Source organism: Pyxidicoccus sp. M15, from assembly GCF_056858435.1.
In genome coordinates, this window is sequence record NZ_CM166495.1 from 10,313,325 (window position 1) to 10,331,579 (window position 18,255).

At 70.7% G+C, this 18,255-nt stretch carries 16 protein-coding genes; 8 read left to right on the forward strand and 8 right to left on the reverse strand.

Going from position 1 to position 18,255, the window contains the following annotated elements; all coding sequences use genetic code 11:
• The first annotated feature begins 1 nt into the window (after position 1).
• The 5 genes from ACX9TP_RS37985 to ACX9TP_RS38005 all read left to right on the forward strand — a co-directional run bounded on the left by ACX9TP_RS37985 (position 2) and on the right by ACX9TP_RS38005 (position 4,859).
• A complete protein-coding gene (locus ACX9TP_RS37985; protein ID WP_482975554.1) occupies positions 2-820 on the forward strand; it encodes an SDR family oxidoreductase in 819 nt (272 codons plus the stop codon).
• A gap of 15 nt (positions 821-835) precedes the next feature.
• Complete coding sequence (locus ACX9TP_RS37990) at positions 836-1,912, forward strand: phosphotransferase family protein (protein WP_482975555.1); 1,077 nt, start codon at positions 836-838, stop codon at positions 1,910-1,912.
• Positions 1,912-2,604, forward strand: a complete 693-nt coding sequence (locus ACX9TP_RS37995; protein WP_482975556.1) for a histidine phosphatase family protein — start codon at positions 1,912-1,914, stop codon at positions 2,602-2,604. The genes ACX9TP_RS37990 and ACX9TP_RS37995 overlap by 1 nt, the downstream gene beginning before the upstream one ends.
• A gap of 13 nt (positions 2,605-2,617) precedes the next feature.
• Entirely contained in the window at positions 2,618-3,364 is a 747-nt protein-coding gene (locus ACX9TP_RS38000; protein WP_482975557.1) for an SDR family oxidoreductase, read from the forward strand.
• 205 nt (positions 3,365-3,569) lie between these two features.
• Positions 3,570-4,859, forward strand: a complete 1,290-nt coding sequence (locus tag ACX9TP_RS38005; RefSeq protein WP_482975558.1) for an Nramp family divalent metal transporter — start codon at positions 3,570-3,572, stop codon at positions 4,857-4,859.
• 7 nt (positions 4,860-4,866) lie between these two features.
• Here ACX9TP_RS38005 and ACX9TP_RS38010 read toward each other — a convergent pair whose 3' ends face one another.
• Entirely contained in the window at positions 4,867-5,742 is an 876-nt protein-coding gene (locus tag ACX9TP_RS38010; protein ID WP_482975559.1) for a methylated-DNA--[protein]-cysteine S-methyltransferase, read from the reverse strand.
• A gap of 175 nt (positions 5,743-5,917) precedes the next feature.
• Between ACX9TP_RS38010 and ACX9TP_RS38015 the strand changes: the two genes are divergently transcribed.
• Positions 5,918-6,559, forward strand: a complete 642-nt coding sequence (locus tag ACX9TP_RS38015) for a glutathione S-transferase family protein (protein WP_482975560.1) — start codon at positions 5,918-5,920, stop codon at positions 6,557-6,559.
• A 271-nt stretch (positions 6,560-6,830) separates the two neighbouring features.
• Here ACX9TP_RS38015 and ACX9TP_RS38020 read toward each other — a convergent pair whose 3' ends face one another.
• Positions 6,831-8,072 (reverse strand): hypothetical protein, encoded by a 1,242-nt coding sequence (locus ACX9TP_RS38020; RefSeq protein WP_482975561.1) that lies wholly within the window; start codon positions 8,070-8,072, stop codon positions 6,831-6,833.
• A 347-nt stretch (positions 8,073-8,419) separates the two neighbouring features.
• Between ACX9TP_RS38020 and ACX9TP_RS38025 the strand changes: the two genes are divergently transcribed.
• Entirely contained in the window at positions 8,420-9,706 is a 1,287-nt protein-coding gene (locus ACX9TP_RS38025; protein ID WP_482975562.1) for an alpha/beta fold hydrolase, read from the forward strand.
• On the opposite strand, the gene ACX9TP_RS38030 is transcribed toward ACX9TP_RS38025, so the two are convergent.
• From ACX9TP_RS38030 to ACX9TP_RS38055, 6 genes are all read right to left on the reverse strand, one after another.
• The gene (locus tag ACX9TP_RS38030; protein WP_482975563.1) at positions 9,680-10,729 is read right to left on the reverse strand and encodes an isocitrate/isopropylmalate dehydrogenase family protein; all 1,050 of its coding nucleotides are present in this window, start codon (positions 10,727-10,729) and stop codon (positions 9,680-9,682) included. The genes ACX9TP_RS38025 and ACX9TP_RS38030 overlap by 27 nt on opposite strands.
• Positions 10,730-10,736: 7 nt before the next feature.
• Complete coding sequence (locus tag ACX9TP_RS38035) at positions 10,737-11,828, reverse strand: potassium channel family protein (RefSeq protein ID WP_482975564.1); 1,092 nt, start codon at positions 11,826-11,828, stop codon at positions 10,737-10,739.
• A gap of 15 nt (positions 11,829-11,843) precedes the next feature.
• Positions 11,844-13,049 carry a twin-arginine translocase subunit TatC gene (gene tatC, locus ACX9TP_RS38040; RefSeq protein WP_482975565.1) on the reverse strand — a complete coding sequence of 402 codons (1,206 nt, stop codon included), beginning with the start codon at positions 13,047-13,049 and terminating at the stop codon, positions 11,844-11,846.
• 42 nt (positions 13,050-13,091) lie between these two features.
• Positions 13,092-13,601 carry a twin-arginine translocase TatA/TatE family subunit gene (locus tag ACX9TP_RS38045; protein WP_482975566.1) on the reverse strand — a complete coding sequence of 170 codons (510 nt, stop codon included), beginning with the start codon at positions 13,599-13,601 and terminating at the stop codon, positions 13,092-13,094.
• Positions 13,602-13,735: 134 nt separating this feature from the next.
• The gene (locus ACX9TP_RS38050; RefSeq protein WP_482975567.1) at positions 13,736-15,016 is read right to left on the reverse strand and encodes an MFS transporter; all 1,281 of its coding nucleotides are present in this window, start codon (positions 15,014-15,016) and stop codon (positions 13,736-13,738) included.
• Between the two features lie 40 nt (positions 15,017-15,056).
• Complete coding sequence (locus ACX9TP_RS38055) at positions 15,057-17,108, reverse strand: methyl-accepting chemotaxis protein (protein WP_482975568.1); 2,052 nt, start codon at positions 17,106-17,108, stop codon at positions 15,057-15,059.
• A gap of 116 nt (positions 17,109-17,224) precedes the next feature.
• Between ACX9TP_RS38055 and ACX9TP_RS38060 the strand changes: the two genes are divergently transcribed.
• The gene (locus ACX9TP_RS38060) at positions 17,225-18,250 is read left to right on the forward strand and encodes a histone deacetylase family protein (RefSeq protein WP_482975569.1); all 1,026 of its coding nucleotides are present in this window, start codon (positions 17,225-17,227) and stop codon (positions 18,248-18,250) included.
• Positions 18,251-18,255 lie beyond the last annotated feature (5 nt).

An 18,255-nucleotide genomic window follows, 5' to 3' on the forward strand; every position in this document is an offset into this window, starting at 1 on the left:
CATGGCCGACCAGCGCATCTTCATCACCGGCGGCGCGAGCGGACTCGGCAAGGCCATCGCCCTGCGCTTCGCGCGCGCGGGCTGGAAGGTCTGCATCGCCGACCTCCACGAGGCCCGGGGCGCGGAGACACTGGCCGCCCTGGGCAGGGACGGCCACTTCCTGCGCTGCGACGTGACGCGCGAGGAGGACCTGCGCGCCGCCGCGGAAGAGCTCCAGTCCCGCTGGGGCGGCGTGGACGTGGTGGTGAACAACGCCGGTGTCGCGCAGGCCGGCGCCATCGAGGACGTGTCCATCGACGACTGGCGGTGGATCATCGACATCAACCTGCTGGGCGTGGTGCGGGGCTGCAAGGTCTTCACGCCCGTGTTCCGGCGGCAGGGACATGGGCACTTCGTCAACGTGGCCTCCATGGCAGGCCTGCTCGATGTGCCGATGATGAGCAGCTACAACGCCACCAAGGCGGCCGTCGTCTCGCTGTCGGAGACGCTGCACAACGAGCTGGCGGAGGCGAACATCGGCGTCAGCGTCGTGTGCCCGTCGTTCTTCAAGACGAACCTGGGCGACTCGCTGCGCACCACGGACCCGAGGCTGGGCGCCACCATGGCGCGGCTGCTGGAGCGCTCGGCCATCACCGCGGATGACGTGGCCAACGACGTCTTCCAGGCGGTGGAGAAGCGGCGGTTCTACGTCCTGTCCCACGCGGAGGGGCGCAGGGCCTGGCTCCTGAAGCGCTTCCTCCCGCGCGACATCTACGCCAAGGTCATGCGCAAGAGCACCGCCCGGATGCGCCCGCCCCCCGGCCCCGCACCGACGACCTGAGGGAGAGAACGCGTCATGCCTTCCACCACCCCCATCGACCCGGCCGGCGCCGTCCGCCCCGGCGAGGAATTGAATGTCCCCGCCGTGGACGCCTGGCTCAAGGCCCGCGTCCCCTCGCTGGAGGGCATGCCGGAAGTCACCCAGTACTCGGGCGGCGCCTCCAACTGGACGTACCGGCTGAAGTACGCGAACCGGGACCTCATCCTGCGCCGGCCTCCGGCGGGGACGAAGGCGAAGTCCGCGCACGACATGTCCCGCGAGTACAACGTCCAGCAGGCCCTGAAGCCGGCCTACCCGGCCGTGCCCAGCATGGTGGGCCTGTGCCAGGACGCGTCCGTCATCGGCTCGGACTTCTACGTCATGGAGCGCATCGAGGGCATCATCCCGCGCAAGCACATGCCGCGCGGGTTGCAGCTCGACAAGGCCACCACGCGGCAGCTGTGCCTCAACGTCATCGACAAGCTGGTGGAGTTGCACCAGGTGGACGCGGCGGCCGTGGGGCTTTCCTCGCTGGGCAAGGGGCCGGGCTATCCGAAGCGGCAGATTGAGGGCTGGTCCGACCGGTACGAGAAGGCGCGCACCTGGAACGTGCTGAGCTTCAAGTACGTGCGCGACTGGCTCAAGGCCCACACGCCGGACGACGTCGCCACCTGCGTCATCCACAACGACTGGCGCTTCGACAACGTGGTGCTCGACGCGGCCGAGCCCACGCGCGTCATCGGCGTGCTCGACTGGGAGATGGCCACGCTGGGCGACCCGCTGATGGACCTGGGCAACGCCCTGGCCTACTGGGTCCACGCGGATGACAACTTCATGCTGCGCATGACGCGGCGCCAGCCCACGCACCTGCCCGGCATGCTCCGGCGCGAGGAGGTGGTGGAGTACTACCTCGACAAGATGAAGCTGAAGCCGGGCAACTGGACCTTCTACGAGGTCTACGGCCTGTTCCGGCTCGTGGTCATCATCCAGCAGATCTACTACCGCTATCACCACAAGCAGACGCGCAACCCGGCGTTCAAGAACTTCTGGGTGCTGGCCAACTACCTCGGCCTGCGCTGTGAGCGGCTCATCCGCACGAAGGGAGCGCGCTGATGGGCGTCGTGTACCTCGTCCGCCATGGGCAGGCCTCGTTCGGGGCCGCGGACTATGACCAGCTCTCGGAGACGGGTGTGGCGCAGTCGCGGGTGCTCGGGGAGGCGCTGCGGTCGCGCATCCCGCGCGTGGACGCCGTGGTGACGGGCACGCTGGCGCGCCACCGGCAGACGGCCGATGCGTGCCTCGCCGCGCTCAAGGTGGAGAACAGCCCGAAGCGCCTGGCGGCCTTCGACGAGTTCGACCTCGACGAGCTCATCGTCCGCCACACACCGCGCTACGCGGACCGCACGCTGCTGATGCAGGACATCGCCGGGGCTTCGGAGCCGCGCCGTGCGTTCCAGGAGCTGTTCACGGTGGCCGTGGCCCGCTGGGTGAGCGGCCGGCACGATGACGAGTACGCCGAGCCCTGGCCCACGTTCCGGGACCGCTGCATCCGGGCGCTCGAGGAGCTGATTCAGGAGCTGGGCGCGTCGAAGACGGCGCTGGTGTTCACCTCCGGCGGACCGATTACGGCCATCTGCCAGGACCTGCTGCGCATTCCGGACGAGCACGCCTTCCGCCTCAACACTGCGCTGGCGAACTGCGGCGTCACCAAGGTCGTCTACAGCGAGCGCACCCGGTTCCTGTCCACGCTCAACGAGCACGGCCACTTCGAGGGCACGCAGCGTGCCCTCCTCACCTACCGCTGAAGGCCCGCCTCCCATGCGAAAGAACATCCTGATTACCGGCGCCTCCTCCGGCCTGGGCGAGGGCATGGCGCGCGAGTTCGCGGCCATGGGACGCAACCTCGCCCTCTGTGCGCGCCGCACGGAGCGGCTGGACGCGCTCAAGGCGGAGCTGCTCCAGAAGCACCCGGGCATCACCATCTCCGTGCGGGCGCTGGACGTGAATGACCACGCGCAGGTGTTCAGCGTGTTCGACGGCTTCGCGCAGGAGCTTGGCGGCCTGGACCGCATCATCGTCAACGCGGGCGTCGGCCAGGGGAAGCGGATTGGCACCGGCCACTTCGCCACCAACGTGCAGACGGCGCAGACGAACTTCGTCGCCGCGCTCGCGCAGTGCGAGGCGGCGGTGGGAATCCTGCGCAAGCAGGGCCAGGGACACCTGGTGACGATTTCCTCCATGAGCGCCATGCGCGGGCTGCCCCGGCACCTGACGGCCTATGCCGCGACGAAGGCCGGCCTCGCCACGCTGACGGAGGGCATCCGCGCCGAGCTGCTCGGCACGCGCATCAAGGTCACCACCATCTACCCCGGCTACATCCACACGGAGCTGAACGCGGGGGCGAAGAACCTCCCGTTCGCAGTGGACTCAGAGAAGGGCTCGCGCGCCCTGGTGAAGGCGATTGAGCGCGAGCCGGTGAAGGCGTACGTGCCGGGCTGGCCGTGGGCGGCCGTCGGCTTCCTGCTGCGGAACCTGCCGCTCAAGCTCGTGGCACGGATGTCCTGATGCAAGACACATGAAGGCGCGGCATGCGCGCCTTCGGGAGGCCGCCGGGTTGGAATGAACGTTCCTTCCGGTCCTGTGCCGCCCACCGGGCAGGGACTCGTCACGTCCATTCCATGCAAGCCCCACCCGCATCCTGACTGGGTCGGCGAGCGCCGGTGCGGTGCTGGCCTCACGGGGAAGGGGCAGCTAGCGTTCCCCGCCCCTCATGACGGCCAACGCCCCTCCTCCAGCGCAGTCTCCCGCCACGGCACCTCCAGCCCGGCTCGGGCTGCTGGCGCGGTTCGGCCCTGGCATCCTCGTGGCCGCCACAGGCGTCGGCGCTGGAGACCTGCTCACCGCCAGCCTCGGTGGCTCCACGGTGGGCGTGTCCATCCTCTGGGCCGCGCTCGTCGGCTCGGTGCTGAAGGCCTTCCTCAACGAAGGCGTCGCCCGCTGGCAGCTCGCCACCGGCACCACCGTGCTGGAGGGCTGGGCGCGGTTCGGCTCGGGCCTGCGCTACCTCTTCTTCATCTACCTGCTCGGCTGGAGCTTCTTCACCGGTGGCGCCCTCATCTCCGCCTGCGGCGCCGCGGGCGACGCGCTGTGGCCGCTGAGCAGTGACGCGGAGACGTCCCGGCGCATCTGGGGCGTGGTGCACTCGCTCGTCGGCCTGGGGCTGGTCTGGTTCGGCGGCTTCCGCCTCTTCGAGAAGCTCATGGCCGCGTGCACCGGCCTGATGTTCGTCGCCGTCCTCTTCGCCGCCGTGGGCGCGGGCCCGGACTGGGGCGCGGCCGCGCGCGGGCTCGTCATCCCCTCCATCCCGAAGGGCGGCGCGGGCTGGGTGCTGGGCCTGCTGGGCGGCGTGGGCGGCACCGTGACGCTGCTCTCCTACGGCTACTGGATTCGCGAGAAGGGCCGCGAGGGCGCGCAGTGGCTGAAGACGTGCCAGGCCGACCTCGCCGTGGGCTACTCGCTGACGGGGCTGTTCGGCATCGGCATGGTGCTCATCGGCTCCACGCTGCGGCTGGAGGGCAGCGGCCTCAAGGTGGCCAACCTGCTCGCGCAGCGGCTCGGCGAGGTCATCGGCCCCGCGGGCTACTGGCTCTTCCTCCTCGGTTTCTGGGGCGCCGTCTTCACCAGCCTGCTCGGCGTCTGGGAGGGTGTCCCCTACCTGTTCGCGGACTACCTCCGCATCCACCGCAAGCAGCCCGCCGTGCAGGTGGAGTTGCGGACCACGCGGGCCTGGCGCCTGTACCTCGTGGCGCTGGCCCTGGTGCCCCTGCCCATGCTGTGGGCCCCCTTGCAGCGCGCGCAGCTCGCCTACGCCATCGTGGGCGCGCTGTTCATGCCGCTGCTCGCCTTCACCCTGCTGTGGATGAACAACCGGCGGGCCTGGGTCGGGCCGCTGCGCAACAACTGGCTCATCAACGCCGCGCTCGCCGCCACGCTGCTCCTGTTCCTCCTCGTCGGGCTCAACGAAGCCCTCGAGGCGCTTCGCAAGCTCCAGCGTTCTTGAGCGGGCCTCAGGCCTCCGCGGCCCGCGCCGCGCCGCCGTCGTTCTCCGCGCCGTAGCGCAGCGACTCCCACGCGAGCATCACCTGCTTGCGCGTCGGGCCCCAGCGGTAGTCGCCGAAGACGCCCGTCTTGCGCAGCACGCGGTGGCAGGGGATGAGCAGCGCCACCGGGTTGTCCCCCACTGCCGAGCCCACCGCGCGCACCGCCTTCGGGTTCCCAATCGCGCGGGCGATGTCCTCGTACGTGGCCACCTGACCCGGGGAGATGCGCAGCAGCGCCTGCCACACCTGCACCTGGAAGGGCGTTCCTTTCACCAGCACCGACAGCGGCGTGGGCTCGCGGGGAGGCTCGGCGGGGAAGATGCGCTCCGCCCAGGACGCGGTGTCCTCGCGTGACTCCACGAAGGCGGCGCGGGGCCACTGCGCTCGCAGCGACGCCAGGGCCTCTTCCGCGGACTCGCCGGTGAGGAAGTGCAGGCCGCAGATGCCGCGCTCGCAGGCGGCGATGAGGCAGTCACCGAAGGGCGACGGGTGGATGCCGTACCGCACGGTGAGCCCCTCGCCACCGAGCTTGAACTCGCCCGGCGTCATCGCGGTGAGGGTGATGAAGAGCTCATGCAGACGCCCCCCTCCGGACAGGCCCACGGAATAGGACGTGTCCAGCACGCTGCGCCGCTCGGCCAGCAGGCGCCGGGCCGAGCTGAGCGTGTGCACCTGGAGGAAGCGCTTGGGGCTGATGCCCGCCCAGCGCGTGAAGAGCCGCTGGAAGTGGAAGGGGCTCAGGCCCACGTGCGCGGCGACGTCGTCCAGGGACGGCTGCTCGCGTGCATGGGCGTCGAGATAGAGGATGGCCTGCTCGATTCGGGCGTAGTCGCTGGTCGCCATGCCACGGTTCCTTGGAAGGGGTCGCTCCTGGACATTGGTATGGCCGCCGAGGCGCTTACGAACAACCCGGTTCTTGCGCCCGCCCGCCGCCGCCGAAGGCCGCAAGGAGCGGGTCGTCCGCCCGGGGCGTGCTCCCTACCCTGCCTCGCGTCCGCACCACCCGGAGCCACCCTGCATGCGCCTCTATGACTACGCCCCTTCCGCCAACGGCTACAAGGTCCGCCTCCTGCTCTCCTGGCTCGCCCGGCCGTACGAATTGGTCCCCGTGGACATCTTCGCGGGCGAGAGCCACACCGAGGACTTCCTCCGGAACAAGAACCCCGACGGGCGCATCCCCGTGCTCGAGCCCGAGCCGGGCCGCTTCCTCGCCGAGTCCAACGCCATCCTCCTCTACCTCGCGCGCGGCACGCCGCTGCTGCCGGAGGACGCCTTCGAGCAGGCCCACGTGCACCAGTGGCTCTTCTTCGAGCAGAACAGCGTGGAGCCCAACGTCGGCACCGTGCGTTTCTGGCACCTGACGGGGCGTGCCTCGCGCCACCCGGAGACCTTGCGCCTGCGCACGGAGCGCGGCCAGGAGGCGCTCGCGGCCATGGAGCGCCACCTGCGCGGACGTACCTTCCTCGTGGGCGAGCGCCCCACCGTCGCGGACGTCGCGCTGTATGCGTACACGCACGTGGCGCCCGAGGGCGGCTTCGACCTGGGGCGTTACCCCGCCGTGACCGCATGGATGGAGCGCGTGAAGGCTCGCCCTGGCCACATCGGCGCGCTGGCGCCATACACGGCCAACGCGCACCTCGTCACCACGTCGGCGGCCTGACGACCCCACCACGACCTGGCGCGCGGACATGCGCTGCCTGCCAGCATGCACGCGCGGCCTCTCCCGGGAGGGGAGCGGGACCGTCCTGTTCGGAAATGTCGGGGGGTTTGCGCGGCGAAATGTCCCGACATTTCTGAACAGGGAGCCTCCGACCTCCCCCCGGACCGGCTCGAGCGGCGACCGGGTGCATGCGCGGGAGGCGCGTGAAGCAGGGGGAATGCACGTCTTCGCCGGCATCCCCTCTGACCTCGATACCGCTACGCGAAGCGCCTCAGTCGTTGTTCGTCCCTGGCCGCACGCCGCCGTAGAAGTGGCCATACGGCTGGAAGGACCAGAGCGCCGCGCCCCACCGCTCGTAGAGCTTGAGCGTGCCGGGGGCGAACATCGTGTCGTAGTAGCAGGCGGCGACGCCCTGCCCCAGCTTCAGCTGCGGGCTGCCGGCGAGCACCCGCGGCCCCGCGCCCGCCTGCTGCAGCGTGGCCACCGGCGCGGAGTAGTCCGGCTCGCCATTGTTCGCCAGCGGGTAGGAGAACACGTTGCAGGAGATGTAACCGGGCTCGCAGAGGTTCTTGTAGTCCGCGTAGGAGACCTCCTGCCCCAGGAAACCGGTGTTGAGGGCTTCGGTGGAGAACTCGGCCAGCTTCGCGCCGTCCGGGATGCGCAGCACGTGGACGTACGGCGTCAGCACCCAGTACGCCTTCCGCACGAAGTTGGGCGACACGAAGATGGGGGGAATCTGGCAGTCATCGCTCCGCTGGTAGTGCGTGAAGAACCGCCACTGGCTGCCGGACACGTAGAGCTCCGGCGTGCCCCACGGGTCGCTGCCCACCGCCACGCGGTAGCCATTGGTGTAGTGGCTGTTGTCCCAGGGCTTGCGCGGCACCTGCGCGATGTAGCCGTACAGCTCGCCGCCCCAGCGGTTGAACACCCGCACATGAGGGCCGCCGCCAGGGCCAGGGACGGTGACGATTTCCGCGATGCCGTCCCGCGTGACGTCACCCGCGCCCAGGCGCACGCCGCCCGTGAAGGACGGGTCATAGGCCCAGAACTCGTGCATGAGGTACGGGCCACCGTTGATCTTCCACACGCGCACCAGCGGGCCGCCGCCACGGCCGGGCGCGGTGATGACCTCGTCGTAGCCGTCACCGTCCACGTCGCCCGTGGCCACGAAGACGCCGCCGCGGAAGTTCGAGTCGTACGCGAAGAACTGGCTGAGCACCGCGCCGGTGTTGGGGTCCATCACCTTCACCAGCGGGCCGCCGCCCTCGCCGGTGCCGGTGACGATGTCCGGGCGCCAGTTCGTGGTGACGCGGCCGGTGGCCATCTCCACACCCGTGCCCATGGTGGACTCGTAGGCATAGAAGGAGACCCAGTTGCCGTTGGTGTTCGGGTCGAACGTCTTCACCGCCGGGCCTCCGCCCGGACCGGCACCGGTGGCGTACAGCGGCGAGTTGGGCTTCGCGGACACCGTCGGCGCGACGGCGAGCGCCGCGAGCAGCAGCAAGTGCTTCATCGGGAGCGACCTCCAGGGGTGTGTTGGAACAGCGCCAGGGAGGACGGAGCCTTCCAGGAGGCCCTGACATCCCCGGAATTGAGTGAACTCCACGCAACGCTCGTCATGGAGGCGCGGCTTGACTCACGGCGGGCCCGGGACTATCCGTACCCGCGAATGACGCACTTCTCGTCCATGTGTCGAATGTCGATGCCGGGTGGGCTCCAGCCCGCCAGCGTCGGCTGACGTCCGTCGGACCGACCCTGACGAGCCACCGGAGCCCACCCACCCGCGAGGGTTGGTGGGCTTCGTCGTTCCTGGACGCGCGCTCTCCCCTCGCCCCTTCCACCGAGAGGAATCCGCGTCCCATGCCCACGCCCAGCTCGCCCCTTCCCGCGCCCACACCGCGCCTCTTCGACGTCGCCCTGCCCGACATGAGGCTCGAGGCCGGCGCGCGCGTCTCGAATCACCTCGTCCGCGGCTGGTGGTGGGGCCCCGAGGAGGACCTCCCCTGGCTCCACTCCCGCGCCCGCGTCCTCCCCGAAGAGGAAGCCCGCGCGAGCACCCTGCGCGTCGTGCGCCGCACCGTGGCCGAGCAGCGTCAGGCGGCCGAGCGCGCCCGTCCCCGAGGCCCCGCCCGCGCGCCCGCCCGCGTCCCCACCGTGCTGGTGGTGCACGCGCTCACCGGCGACATGCGCGCGGGCGGAGAAGGCGGCTGGTGGGAGCCCCTCATCGGCCCGGGGCGCGCGTTGGACCCGTCGCGCACGCGGCTGCTGTGCTTCAACAACCTGGGCTCCTGCTACGGCACCACCGGTCCCGCCGACGAGGGCTTCCCGGGGCGGCTCGACGACGTGCGCTTCGGCCCGCCGCCGGCCGTCGCCAAGGGAGACCTGCGCCAGGACGAGGCACGGCTGCCCGCGACGATTACGCCGTGGGACCAGGCGCGCAGCATCCTCCTGGCATTGGACGCGCTGGACGTGGATGAAGTGGCGCTCGTCACCGGCGGCTCGCTGGGAGGGATGATTGTCCTCTGCCTCGCGGCGCTCGCGCCGGAGCGCTTCGCGCGCATGGCCCCCATCGCCACCGCCGAGTCCGCCACGTCCTGGGTGGTGGGCTTCAACCACGTGGCGCGGCAGGCGCTGCTATTGGACCCGGGCTTCCCCGAGGCGCCGCACCGGGGGCTGGAGCTGGCGCGGCAGCTCGCCATGCTCACCTACCGTGCGGAAGCGGGACTGGAGCGGGGACAGGCCCGGCCCGCCGCGTGGTCCTCGCGCGCGCTGTACCCCGTGCAGAGCTACCTGGAGCACCAGGGCCGCAAGCTGGAGGCGCGCTTCGACGCGCGCGCATACCTGGCGCTGCTGGGGGCCATGGACCACCACGACCTCTCGCGCTGCATCGACCGGGGCCTGCCGCGCATCCGGGCGAGCGCGCTGTGCGTGGGAATCGACCAGGACCAGCTCTTCCTCCCGCACCACATGGAAGCGCTGGCCCGGCGCCTGCGCGAGCACGGCCGCCATGCCGAGCACGCCGTGCTGTCCAGCCCGTACGGACACGACGGCTTCCTCGTGGAGTGGGAGGCCATGGCCGCGCTCCTCACCCGCGCGCTCGCGCTCCCCGAGGGCCTGGGCTCAGCGGCCCGTGTCCAGGTGGCGTAGCACCGCGTCCGTCGCCTGCGTCGTGGTGAGCCCGCCGCCGAGGTCCGCCGTCACCTCGCCCGAGGCGATGGCGGCATCCACGGCGCGCTCCACGCGCCGCGCGTCTTCCAGGTGGCCCAGCGTCTCCAGCATCAGCGCCAGCGTCAGCAGCATGGCGAGCGGATTCACCACGCCCCGGCCCGCGAGGTCCGGGGCCGAGCCATGCACGGGCTCGAACAGCGGCGTGGAGTCCGGGTTCAGGTTGGCGGACGGCGCCAGCCCCGGCCCGCCGATGAGCGCCGCGCCCAAATCACTGAGGATGTCGCCGAAGAGGTTGGTGGTGACGATGACGTCGAAGTCCTCCGGGTGGCGCACCAGCTCCATGGCCAGCGCGTCCACATAGAGGTGCCGCGCCTCCAGCTCCGGGTAGTCGCGCGCCACCGCGCGGAAGGTGCGCGTCCACAGCGCGTGCGCGGGCACCGCGTTGGACTTGTCCCCCAGCGTCACGCTGCGCCGTCCCGCCGAGCGCGCCCATGCGAAGCCGGCGCGTACCAGGCGCTCCACGCCCGCGCGGGTGTGCGACTCCTCGGCCACGGCCAGCTCGTCCGCGGCGCCCTCGCGCTCGATGCGGCCGCCTCCCGTGTAGAAGCCCTGGGTATTCTCCCGGAAGATGACGAAGTCCACGTCGCTCGGGCCCCGGCCCTTGAGCGGCCCCAGGCGCTCGTGGCGCAGGCGGCACGGCCGGAAGTTGACGTAGAGGTCCAGCCCGAAGCGCAGCGCCAGCAGGATTTCGCGCGCATGCACCTGGCCGGGCACGCGCGGGTCTCCCACCGCGCCGAAGAGGATGGCCGCGTAGTCCTGGCGGAACACGTCCACCTGCCCCGGCGGCATTCCCACTCCGGTGCGCAGCCAGCGCTCCGCGCCGAAGTCGAACGTCTCCAGCTGGAGTGAGCGCGACGCGTCCAGCCGGGAGAGCACGCGCAGCGCCTCGGGCATGACCTCCGGCCCGACGCCATCTCCCGGGATGACGGCCACGCGCTTCATGGCCCGCTCACCCCACCCTGCGATGCCCCGGTACCTCCGGCGGCGCGTGGTGGGACCACGTCGGCGGCTCGGACTCACAGGTGAAGGCGCGCAGCCGGCGGTAGTCCGGATAGGACGCCTGGAGCGTCAGCACGTCCCCGGCCTGGACGACCTCGTCACCGCTCGGGTTGAGCCGCTCATGCGCCCCGCGCACCAGCGACAGCGTCAGCGCGCCGAACCTGTCGCGCACGCTGGCGATGTTCAGCCCGGGCAGCCCCTCGCGCGCGTCGAACTGGGACACCACCATCAGGTGCTTGCCCAGGTGGAACGAGTGGACGATGCGCGGGTCCATCGCCGCCAGCGCCATGGCGGGCGCGGCCAGCGACGAGCTGGAGAGCGCCTCCGCCTTGAAGGTGTCGCGCACCTTGCCGCTCAGGTCATCGTCGAACAGGCGGATGACCACGCGGATGTCCGGGTTGAGCCGGCGCGCGTCGAGCGCGATGTTGAGGTTGGCCAGGTCGTCGTCCGTGGCGCAGACGATGGCGGAGGCGTTCTTCACGTTGGTGCGCGGCAGGCACAGCGGGCTGCGCGTGTCGTCGATGAGCAACGGCACCTGCTCGTCGCGCAGCGCGGAGACGAAGGCGGCGTCCTCGCGCTTCTCCACCACCACCACGTCCCGGCCCATCTCCCGCAGTTGCGCGACGACGCGGTAGCCCACCCGCCCCGCCCCGCACACCACGACGTGTCCCTTCATCGTCTCGGAGACCACCTCTATCCACTCCTTGTCGTTCTTGTGCCGGGCGAAGAAGAGGTAGGCGAAGCGCACCACGCCATCCACCACCAGGGCGATTCCCACCGGCGGAATCACCAGGTTGAGCAGCTCGATGAGCCAGTCGTGCACGTACGGCAGCGAGGGCTGGCCGTAGAGCAGGAAGTAGACGTGGTGGAGCGCCTCGCCAAAAGTCAGGGGCGTCCCGTCCGTCGGCGCGTAGCGCCAGCAGAACAGCAGCGGCCCCAGGAGGAACAGGGCCGCCGACAGCACCAGCGTGGTGCGGAAGCGCCGCATGAGCGCCCGCAGGTAGCGCAGGTTCGCCAGGAACTGCCTGCGGGAGCCCCGCATCGACGCCTCCACGGACTACGACGCCGGGGTGATGCCGGTTTCAGTCGCGTTGCGCGCCCGGCGCCGCTCCACCAGCCACACGAGCAGCACGCCCAGCTCGTAGCAGGCCAGCATGGGGCCCGCCATCAGCGACAGGTTCACCACGTCACCGGTGGGGGTAATCACCGCCGCGGCGATGAGGCACACCACGAAGGCATGGCGCTGGTACTTGAAGAGCCACCTCGACTGGACGACGCCCACCACACCCAGCAGCGCCATCACCAGCGGCAGCTCGAAGATGATGCCGAAGGCCAGGATGAGCAGCAGCACCAGGGAGAGCTGCTCGTGCATGGACAGCATGGGCCGCGTCCACCGCGCGGCGTCGTGGCGCGCGTACCCGGCGGACAGCTCCTTCTCCAGCTTCCACAGGCCCGCCAGCTCCTCGGTGCGCGTGGGTGCGATGCCCGCCAGCAGGCCGGCCGCGCTGTCCAGGGCCGCCGCCGCCGCCACGTAGTCCTGACGGCCGTACGCGGCCACCGCCTCCACCCGCTTCTCCACCGCCTGCCGCAGCACGCCCCGCGCCGGAGCGCCGAAGCCGTCCGCCGCCGCGTCCAGCAGCACGCCCATCGCCTCCATCCGCGACTTCAGCTCCACGCTGACCGCGGGGGCCTGCTGCGGCTCGGGCACCTGGCCCTCGCCAGTCGCTCGCAGCGACTCACTCGTCTCCTTCGCGAGCGCGCCCGCCCGCTCGGCGTCGCCCACGCGCAGGAAGCGCAGGGCGTCATCCGCGCGCAGCCGGGCCGTGTCCAGCCGCTGCTCCAGCGCCAGCGTCTCCTCCTCGTTGAGGAGGAACTTGAACATGGAGGGCAGCACCGCGAAGTAGCAGAAGCACGCGCCGAGGATGAAGGCGATGGAGCCGAACGCCACGAAGGGCGCGGCGAAGCGGCGCTCCTCCGGGTACAGCCCCGGGGACACGAAGCCCCAGATCTGCATCAGGATGACGGGCGTGGTGAGGAAGATGCCGCAGTACACGCCCACCTTCATGAGGACGTTTATCTCCTCGATGCCGGACGTGTAGATGAGGGCGCGGTTGCCCTCGGGCAGCGCGTCCAGCACCGGCCGCATCAGCAGGCCGAAGATGGGCCGGGCGAACACCAGCGAGACGGTGCCCAGCACGAGCACCGCGATGGTGCACCTGAACAGGCGCGAGCGGAGCTCCGAGAGGTGCTCCATGAGGCTCATGCGCAGCTCGGGCTCGGAGGCGACGGGCGGGGGACTCAGGGCTCAGCTCCGTTTCGGCGCGTTGCGCGCCACCGTGCCGGGAACGGGGACCGGCGTATCAGGGGTGAGCGCCACCGGCTCGGCCGGGGCCGCGGGCACGGGCGCGGGCTCGTGCAGGAGCGAGGGCTCCAGCGGCCGGGGCCCGGCGGCGTCCATCTCCAGCACCTGCGTCCCGGTGGAGGGGACGGGGATGGCGGCCTCGGGGGCCGGGGCCTCCGGGCCCGCGAGGGCGGCGTCCGGCGGGAAGACGGGCGCTTCGGGCAGGGCCACCGAGGGCGGGGGCGTGTTGCCAAAGGGCGTCCCGGGGCGGACGGGGGGCGTGGGCGCGGCGATGTCCTGGTCCATGGAGTAGAACTCCCGCTCCACGACGTTGCGGACCTCGTCCGTCTGGCGCCGGAACTCACGCATGAACTTGCCGATTCCACGCGCCAGCTCGGGCAGCCGCTTCGGCCCGAGAATGAGCAGCGCGGCCACCGCGATGAGCACCATCTCGCCTGCGCCGATGTTGAACATGTCCTGACGCGCTCCCGGGAAAGCAGCCCGGGTTATCGCGCCCCGGACGGGCTGGCGCAACCGCTCGTCACATCCATGCGTCCGCCCGGCACCGTGGGAGGGTGGCAGGCAGCCAGGCGGCCTGGAGGCGCCCGCTACGAGTGGGGGGAGGCCTCGGGGGACAGGGGGACGGCGCCTCCCATGGACGGGGGGACGGCCAGGGCCCGGGCCTGCTCCCGGGCGCGGACCCGCCGCTCCACCACCCACATCATCGGGGGCACCATCAGCGTCATGACCATGGACAGCCCGGCCACCCGCGACATGCCTCCCAGGGTGCCGTCCGGCAGGTCCGTCAACATCTGCACGCTGACGAAGGAGCCCACGGCGGCGGCCATGTGCTGGATGGCCGACTGCAGGGACATGAAGCGCGCGCGCACCGGATTCTCCGGCACCCGCGAGGCGAGGGTGTTGTAGGCCACGTTGCGCATGCCCATGGACAGCATGAAGGCCATGAAGAGCACCGGCACCGACAGCCACCGGGGGTAGTTCACGAAGCCCACGTAGGTGGACACCACCGCCAGCACGGAGCCCACGGTGCCCACCATGAAGGCGCCATGTTTGTCCACCAGCGGGCCCGCCACGCGCAGCGTGACGAAGCTCACCAGGCCACCCACGAAGTACGCGAAGCCCAGGCTCTCTCGCGGGTAGCCCAGGTTCTGCTGCACGAAGGCGGAGATGTTGGGGACCATGACGAAGCTCGCCATCATCACCACCGCCGTCATCAGGTAGGACAGCTGCACGTCGCCGCGCGACAGCAGCGCCCCCACGCTCACCGCGTTCACCGGCTTCCCCGAGTCCAGGTGTCCTCGCACCGGGGGCAGGTAGAAGATGGCGCCCGCGGCGACGAGCAGTCCCAGCCCCGCCACCACGAGGAAGGGCGTGCGCCAGCTGCCCCACTCGGCCAGCCACAGCGCCAGCGGCACGCCGGCGATGGAGGCGATGGAGAAGGCCCCCATCACCGAGCCCAGCGCCCGCCCGCGTCGCTCCACCGGCACCAGGTCCGCGATGATGGCCAGGGACAGCGACGTGGCCGGCCCGCCGAAGATGCCGGCCACCACGCGCGCCAGCAGCAGCGTGGTGAGCCCCGTGGCGAGCCCGCCCGCCGCGGTGGCCACCACCAGCCCCAGCATGGACACCGCCAGCGCCTTGCGCCGGTCGAAGCGGTCCAGGAAGTAGCCCCCCACCAGCCCCGCCACGCTCGCCGCCGCCGTGTACGCACCGCCAATGGTGCCGATGTGCGAGGCGGCGATGCCCAGGCCCTTCGCGAAGTCCGGGCCCAGCGGCATCACCATCACGAAGTCCAGGATGTTGACGAACTGGACCGCGCCGATGAGGAACACCACCGCGCGCTCGGAGACCTGCCGTTGTGTGGCCATGCGTCCCCCTTCCTAAGCCATTCCCGCCCGCTGCGCACGCCTACACGCGGAAGCGCCGGACCTCGGCCCGGAGGATTTCCGCCTGCCGCTGGAGGTTGTCGATGGCCTCCTCCAGCTGACGCACCGAGCGTGTCTGGTGCTCGGACACGCCCTTGATGGTCTCCACCGCCTTGAGCACCTGCTCGCTGCCCTTGGTCTGCTCCTTCTGGGCGCGGTTCAGGTGCGTCACCATCTCGTTGATGCTCTCGATGGAGCGCGTAATCTGCTTGCTGCCGTGCGCCTGCTCCTGGCTGCTGCGCTGCACGTGGGCGGTGAGCGCCTTCATCTTCTCCGCGCTCTTCATGATCTGCTCGCCGCCCTTGGCCTGCTCGTTGGAGGCCTTGGAAATCTGGGACACCGTCTCGCTGATGCGGTGGATGGAGGCCGTCACCTGCTTGCTGCCGCGCGCCTGCTCCACGGTGGCGCGGGCAATGGCCTTCACCATCTGCGTGGACTTCTGGGTGCTGTCGTTGATTTTACGCAGCGCCCCTTCCGCCTCGCGGCCCAGCTGCACGCCCTCCTCCACGTTGCGCACGCCCTGGTTCATCACCACGACGGCGTTGCGGCTCTCCTCCTGGATGCTGCGGATGAGCTCGGCGATTTCCTTCGTGGACGCGCCGGTGCGCTCGGCCAGGTCCTTGATTTCCTCCGCGACGACGGCGAAGCCCTTGCCGTGCTCGCCGGCCTGCGCGGCGATGATGGCGGCGTTGAGCGCCAGGAGGTTGGTCTGCTCCGCCACGTCGTCGATGACGTTGAGGATGTTGCCAATCTCGGAGATGCGCCGCCCCAGGCTGTCGATGACGCCGGCCGCGCTGCGGCTGGTCTCCTTGATGCGGTCGATGCCGGTGAGCGTCTTGCGCAGTGACTCCACGCCCGTCTGCGCGTCCTCGAAGACCTGCTCGGACAGGCGGGCCGTCTCCTTGGCGTTGGCCTCCACCTGGCCAATCGCGGCATCCATCTGGCTGATGGCCGAGGACGTCTCCTCCGTGGAGGCGGACAGCTCCTGGATGTTCTTGGCCACCTCCTTGATGGAGAACGTCATCTCCTCGATGGCGCTGGTGGTCTCCTCCACGCTGGCGGCCATGGCCTGGACGTTCTCCGCCACCTCGTCGTTGGTGGCGGCCATCTCCATGATGGAGGAGCTGCTCTCCTCGGCGCTCTGGTAGAGGACCTCCACGTTCTCGGCGATTCCGCGCAGCGAGGCCATCATCTCCACCATGGAGGAGGACGTCTCCTCCACGCGCGCCTGCACGGTGCCCGCGCCGGAGGACACGGTGGTGCCGGTGCGGTGGATCTGCTCGATGACGCCGGCCACCACGTCCGACACGCCGCGCACGCGGCCCAGCGTGTCGCGCCAGCTCTGGGCGATGCGGTTGAGCGCCTCGGCGAGCTTCCCCAGCTCGTCCTCGGTGGCCACGTCCACGCGGCCGGTGAGGTCCGCCTCCGCGAGCCTGCGCGCCATGGTCATCATCGCGTCCAGCGGCACGAGGATGAATGCCCGGGAGATGATGAAGGCCACCACCATGAACAGCGCCAGGCCGATGCCGAACGCGAGCAGGACGACCTGACGCAGCTTGGAAACGACCCCGTCCAGCACGGAGAAGTCCACCACCACCAGCACCTGCCCCTTGCCGCTCTCGCGCTCCGACACCGGGCTTGTCACCCCCCGGTTGCCGTTGGTGAAGCGGAAGCCGTTGAGCGGCGCGCCTGCCGGACGTTCCGCCAATTCCTGCTCGAACCAGGAAGGGGGGGACCTGGGGTGGGTGGACACCACCCGACCATCCTCGGCGACGAGGGCCAGGACGGCGAAGTCGACATCCCCGCCGTGCAGGCGCTCCAGGTTGGACGGTAGGCTCGCGGCGGGCTGTGCCTCCAGAACGCTGGCGACCTGCTGCGCCTTGTCCTTACCGTGCGTCAGCAGGCGGCGCTCGAGATAGTCCTCCACCTCCGACCGGACGACGAAGAAGAGCGTCCCGAGGATGAGGGCGAGCACCAGGGCGAAGGAGCCGAGCAGGAGGCTTCGCAGGCCGGGTTTCTTGAAGCGGGCAGTCAAGCCCGGGCACTGTAGGGACTGAATCACCGGCAGAGCAAGAACCGGGGCCCCGCCGTCGCCCCTCCGCTCGCCGGGGACCTGACTTCCCCACGCCCGGATGCGTAAGGTTCTACGTGATGACCGCTACCCTGCTGCTGACCGACCCGCTCTTCCAGAGGCACGAACCGGGATATGGCCACCCGGAGTCCCCCGCGCGGCTCCAGCGCATCCTGGGCGTGCTGGCCAGCGCGCCGGTGCCGGGCACGGTGATGGCGGCGCCCCGCTCGGCCACGGACGCGGAGCTGGCCTCGGTGCACACCCCGGAGCTGCTCGCCCGGCTGGAGCTCCTGAGCGGGCACGAGGCGCAAATCGACCCGGACACGCGGGTGTCGCCGGACAGCGTGGACGCCGCGCGCCTGGCGGCGGGAGCGTCGGTGCAGGCGGTGGAAGAGGTGATGAAGCGCCGCGCGCGCAACGCCTTCGCGCTGGTGCGGCCTCCGGGGCACCACGCCGAGCCGGGCCGGGCCATGGGCTTCTGCCTCTTCAACAACGTGGCCGTCGCCGCGGAGGCCGGGCGCAGGCTGGGCGCCGAGCGCGTCCTCGTCCTCGACTGGGACGTCCACCACGGCAACGGCACCCAGGCGGCCTTCTGGGGCCGGCGCGACGTCCTGTACCAGTCCGTGCACCAGTACCCCTACTACCCCGGCACCGGCGCGGCCCCCGAGGTGGGCGTGGGGGAAGGCGAGGGCTACACCGTCAACATCGGCCTGCCCGGCGGCAACTCGGACGCCGACTACGGCATGCTCTTCGAGGAGCTGCTCCTCCCGGTGGCGGAGGCGTACCGGCCGCAGCTGGTGCTGGTCTCCGCCGGCTTCGACCCGCACCAGCATGACCCGATTGGCGGCATGGACCTCACCGAGCGCGGCTTCGCGGCCATGTGCTCGGCGGTGAAGTCGCTGGCCGAGCGGGTCTGCGACGGCCGGCTCGTGCTGCTGCTGGAAGGGGGCTACTCGCTGGAGGGGCTGTCCCAGTCCGTGCACGCCTGCGTGGAGGTGCTCGCCGGCCGCAAGGACACCTTCCCCACCGGGCCCACGCACGCGGACGCGAAGCAGGCGCTCAGGGCCAGCCGCGAGGCGCTGCGCCCGTACTGGCCCATGCTGTAGGCGAG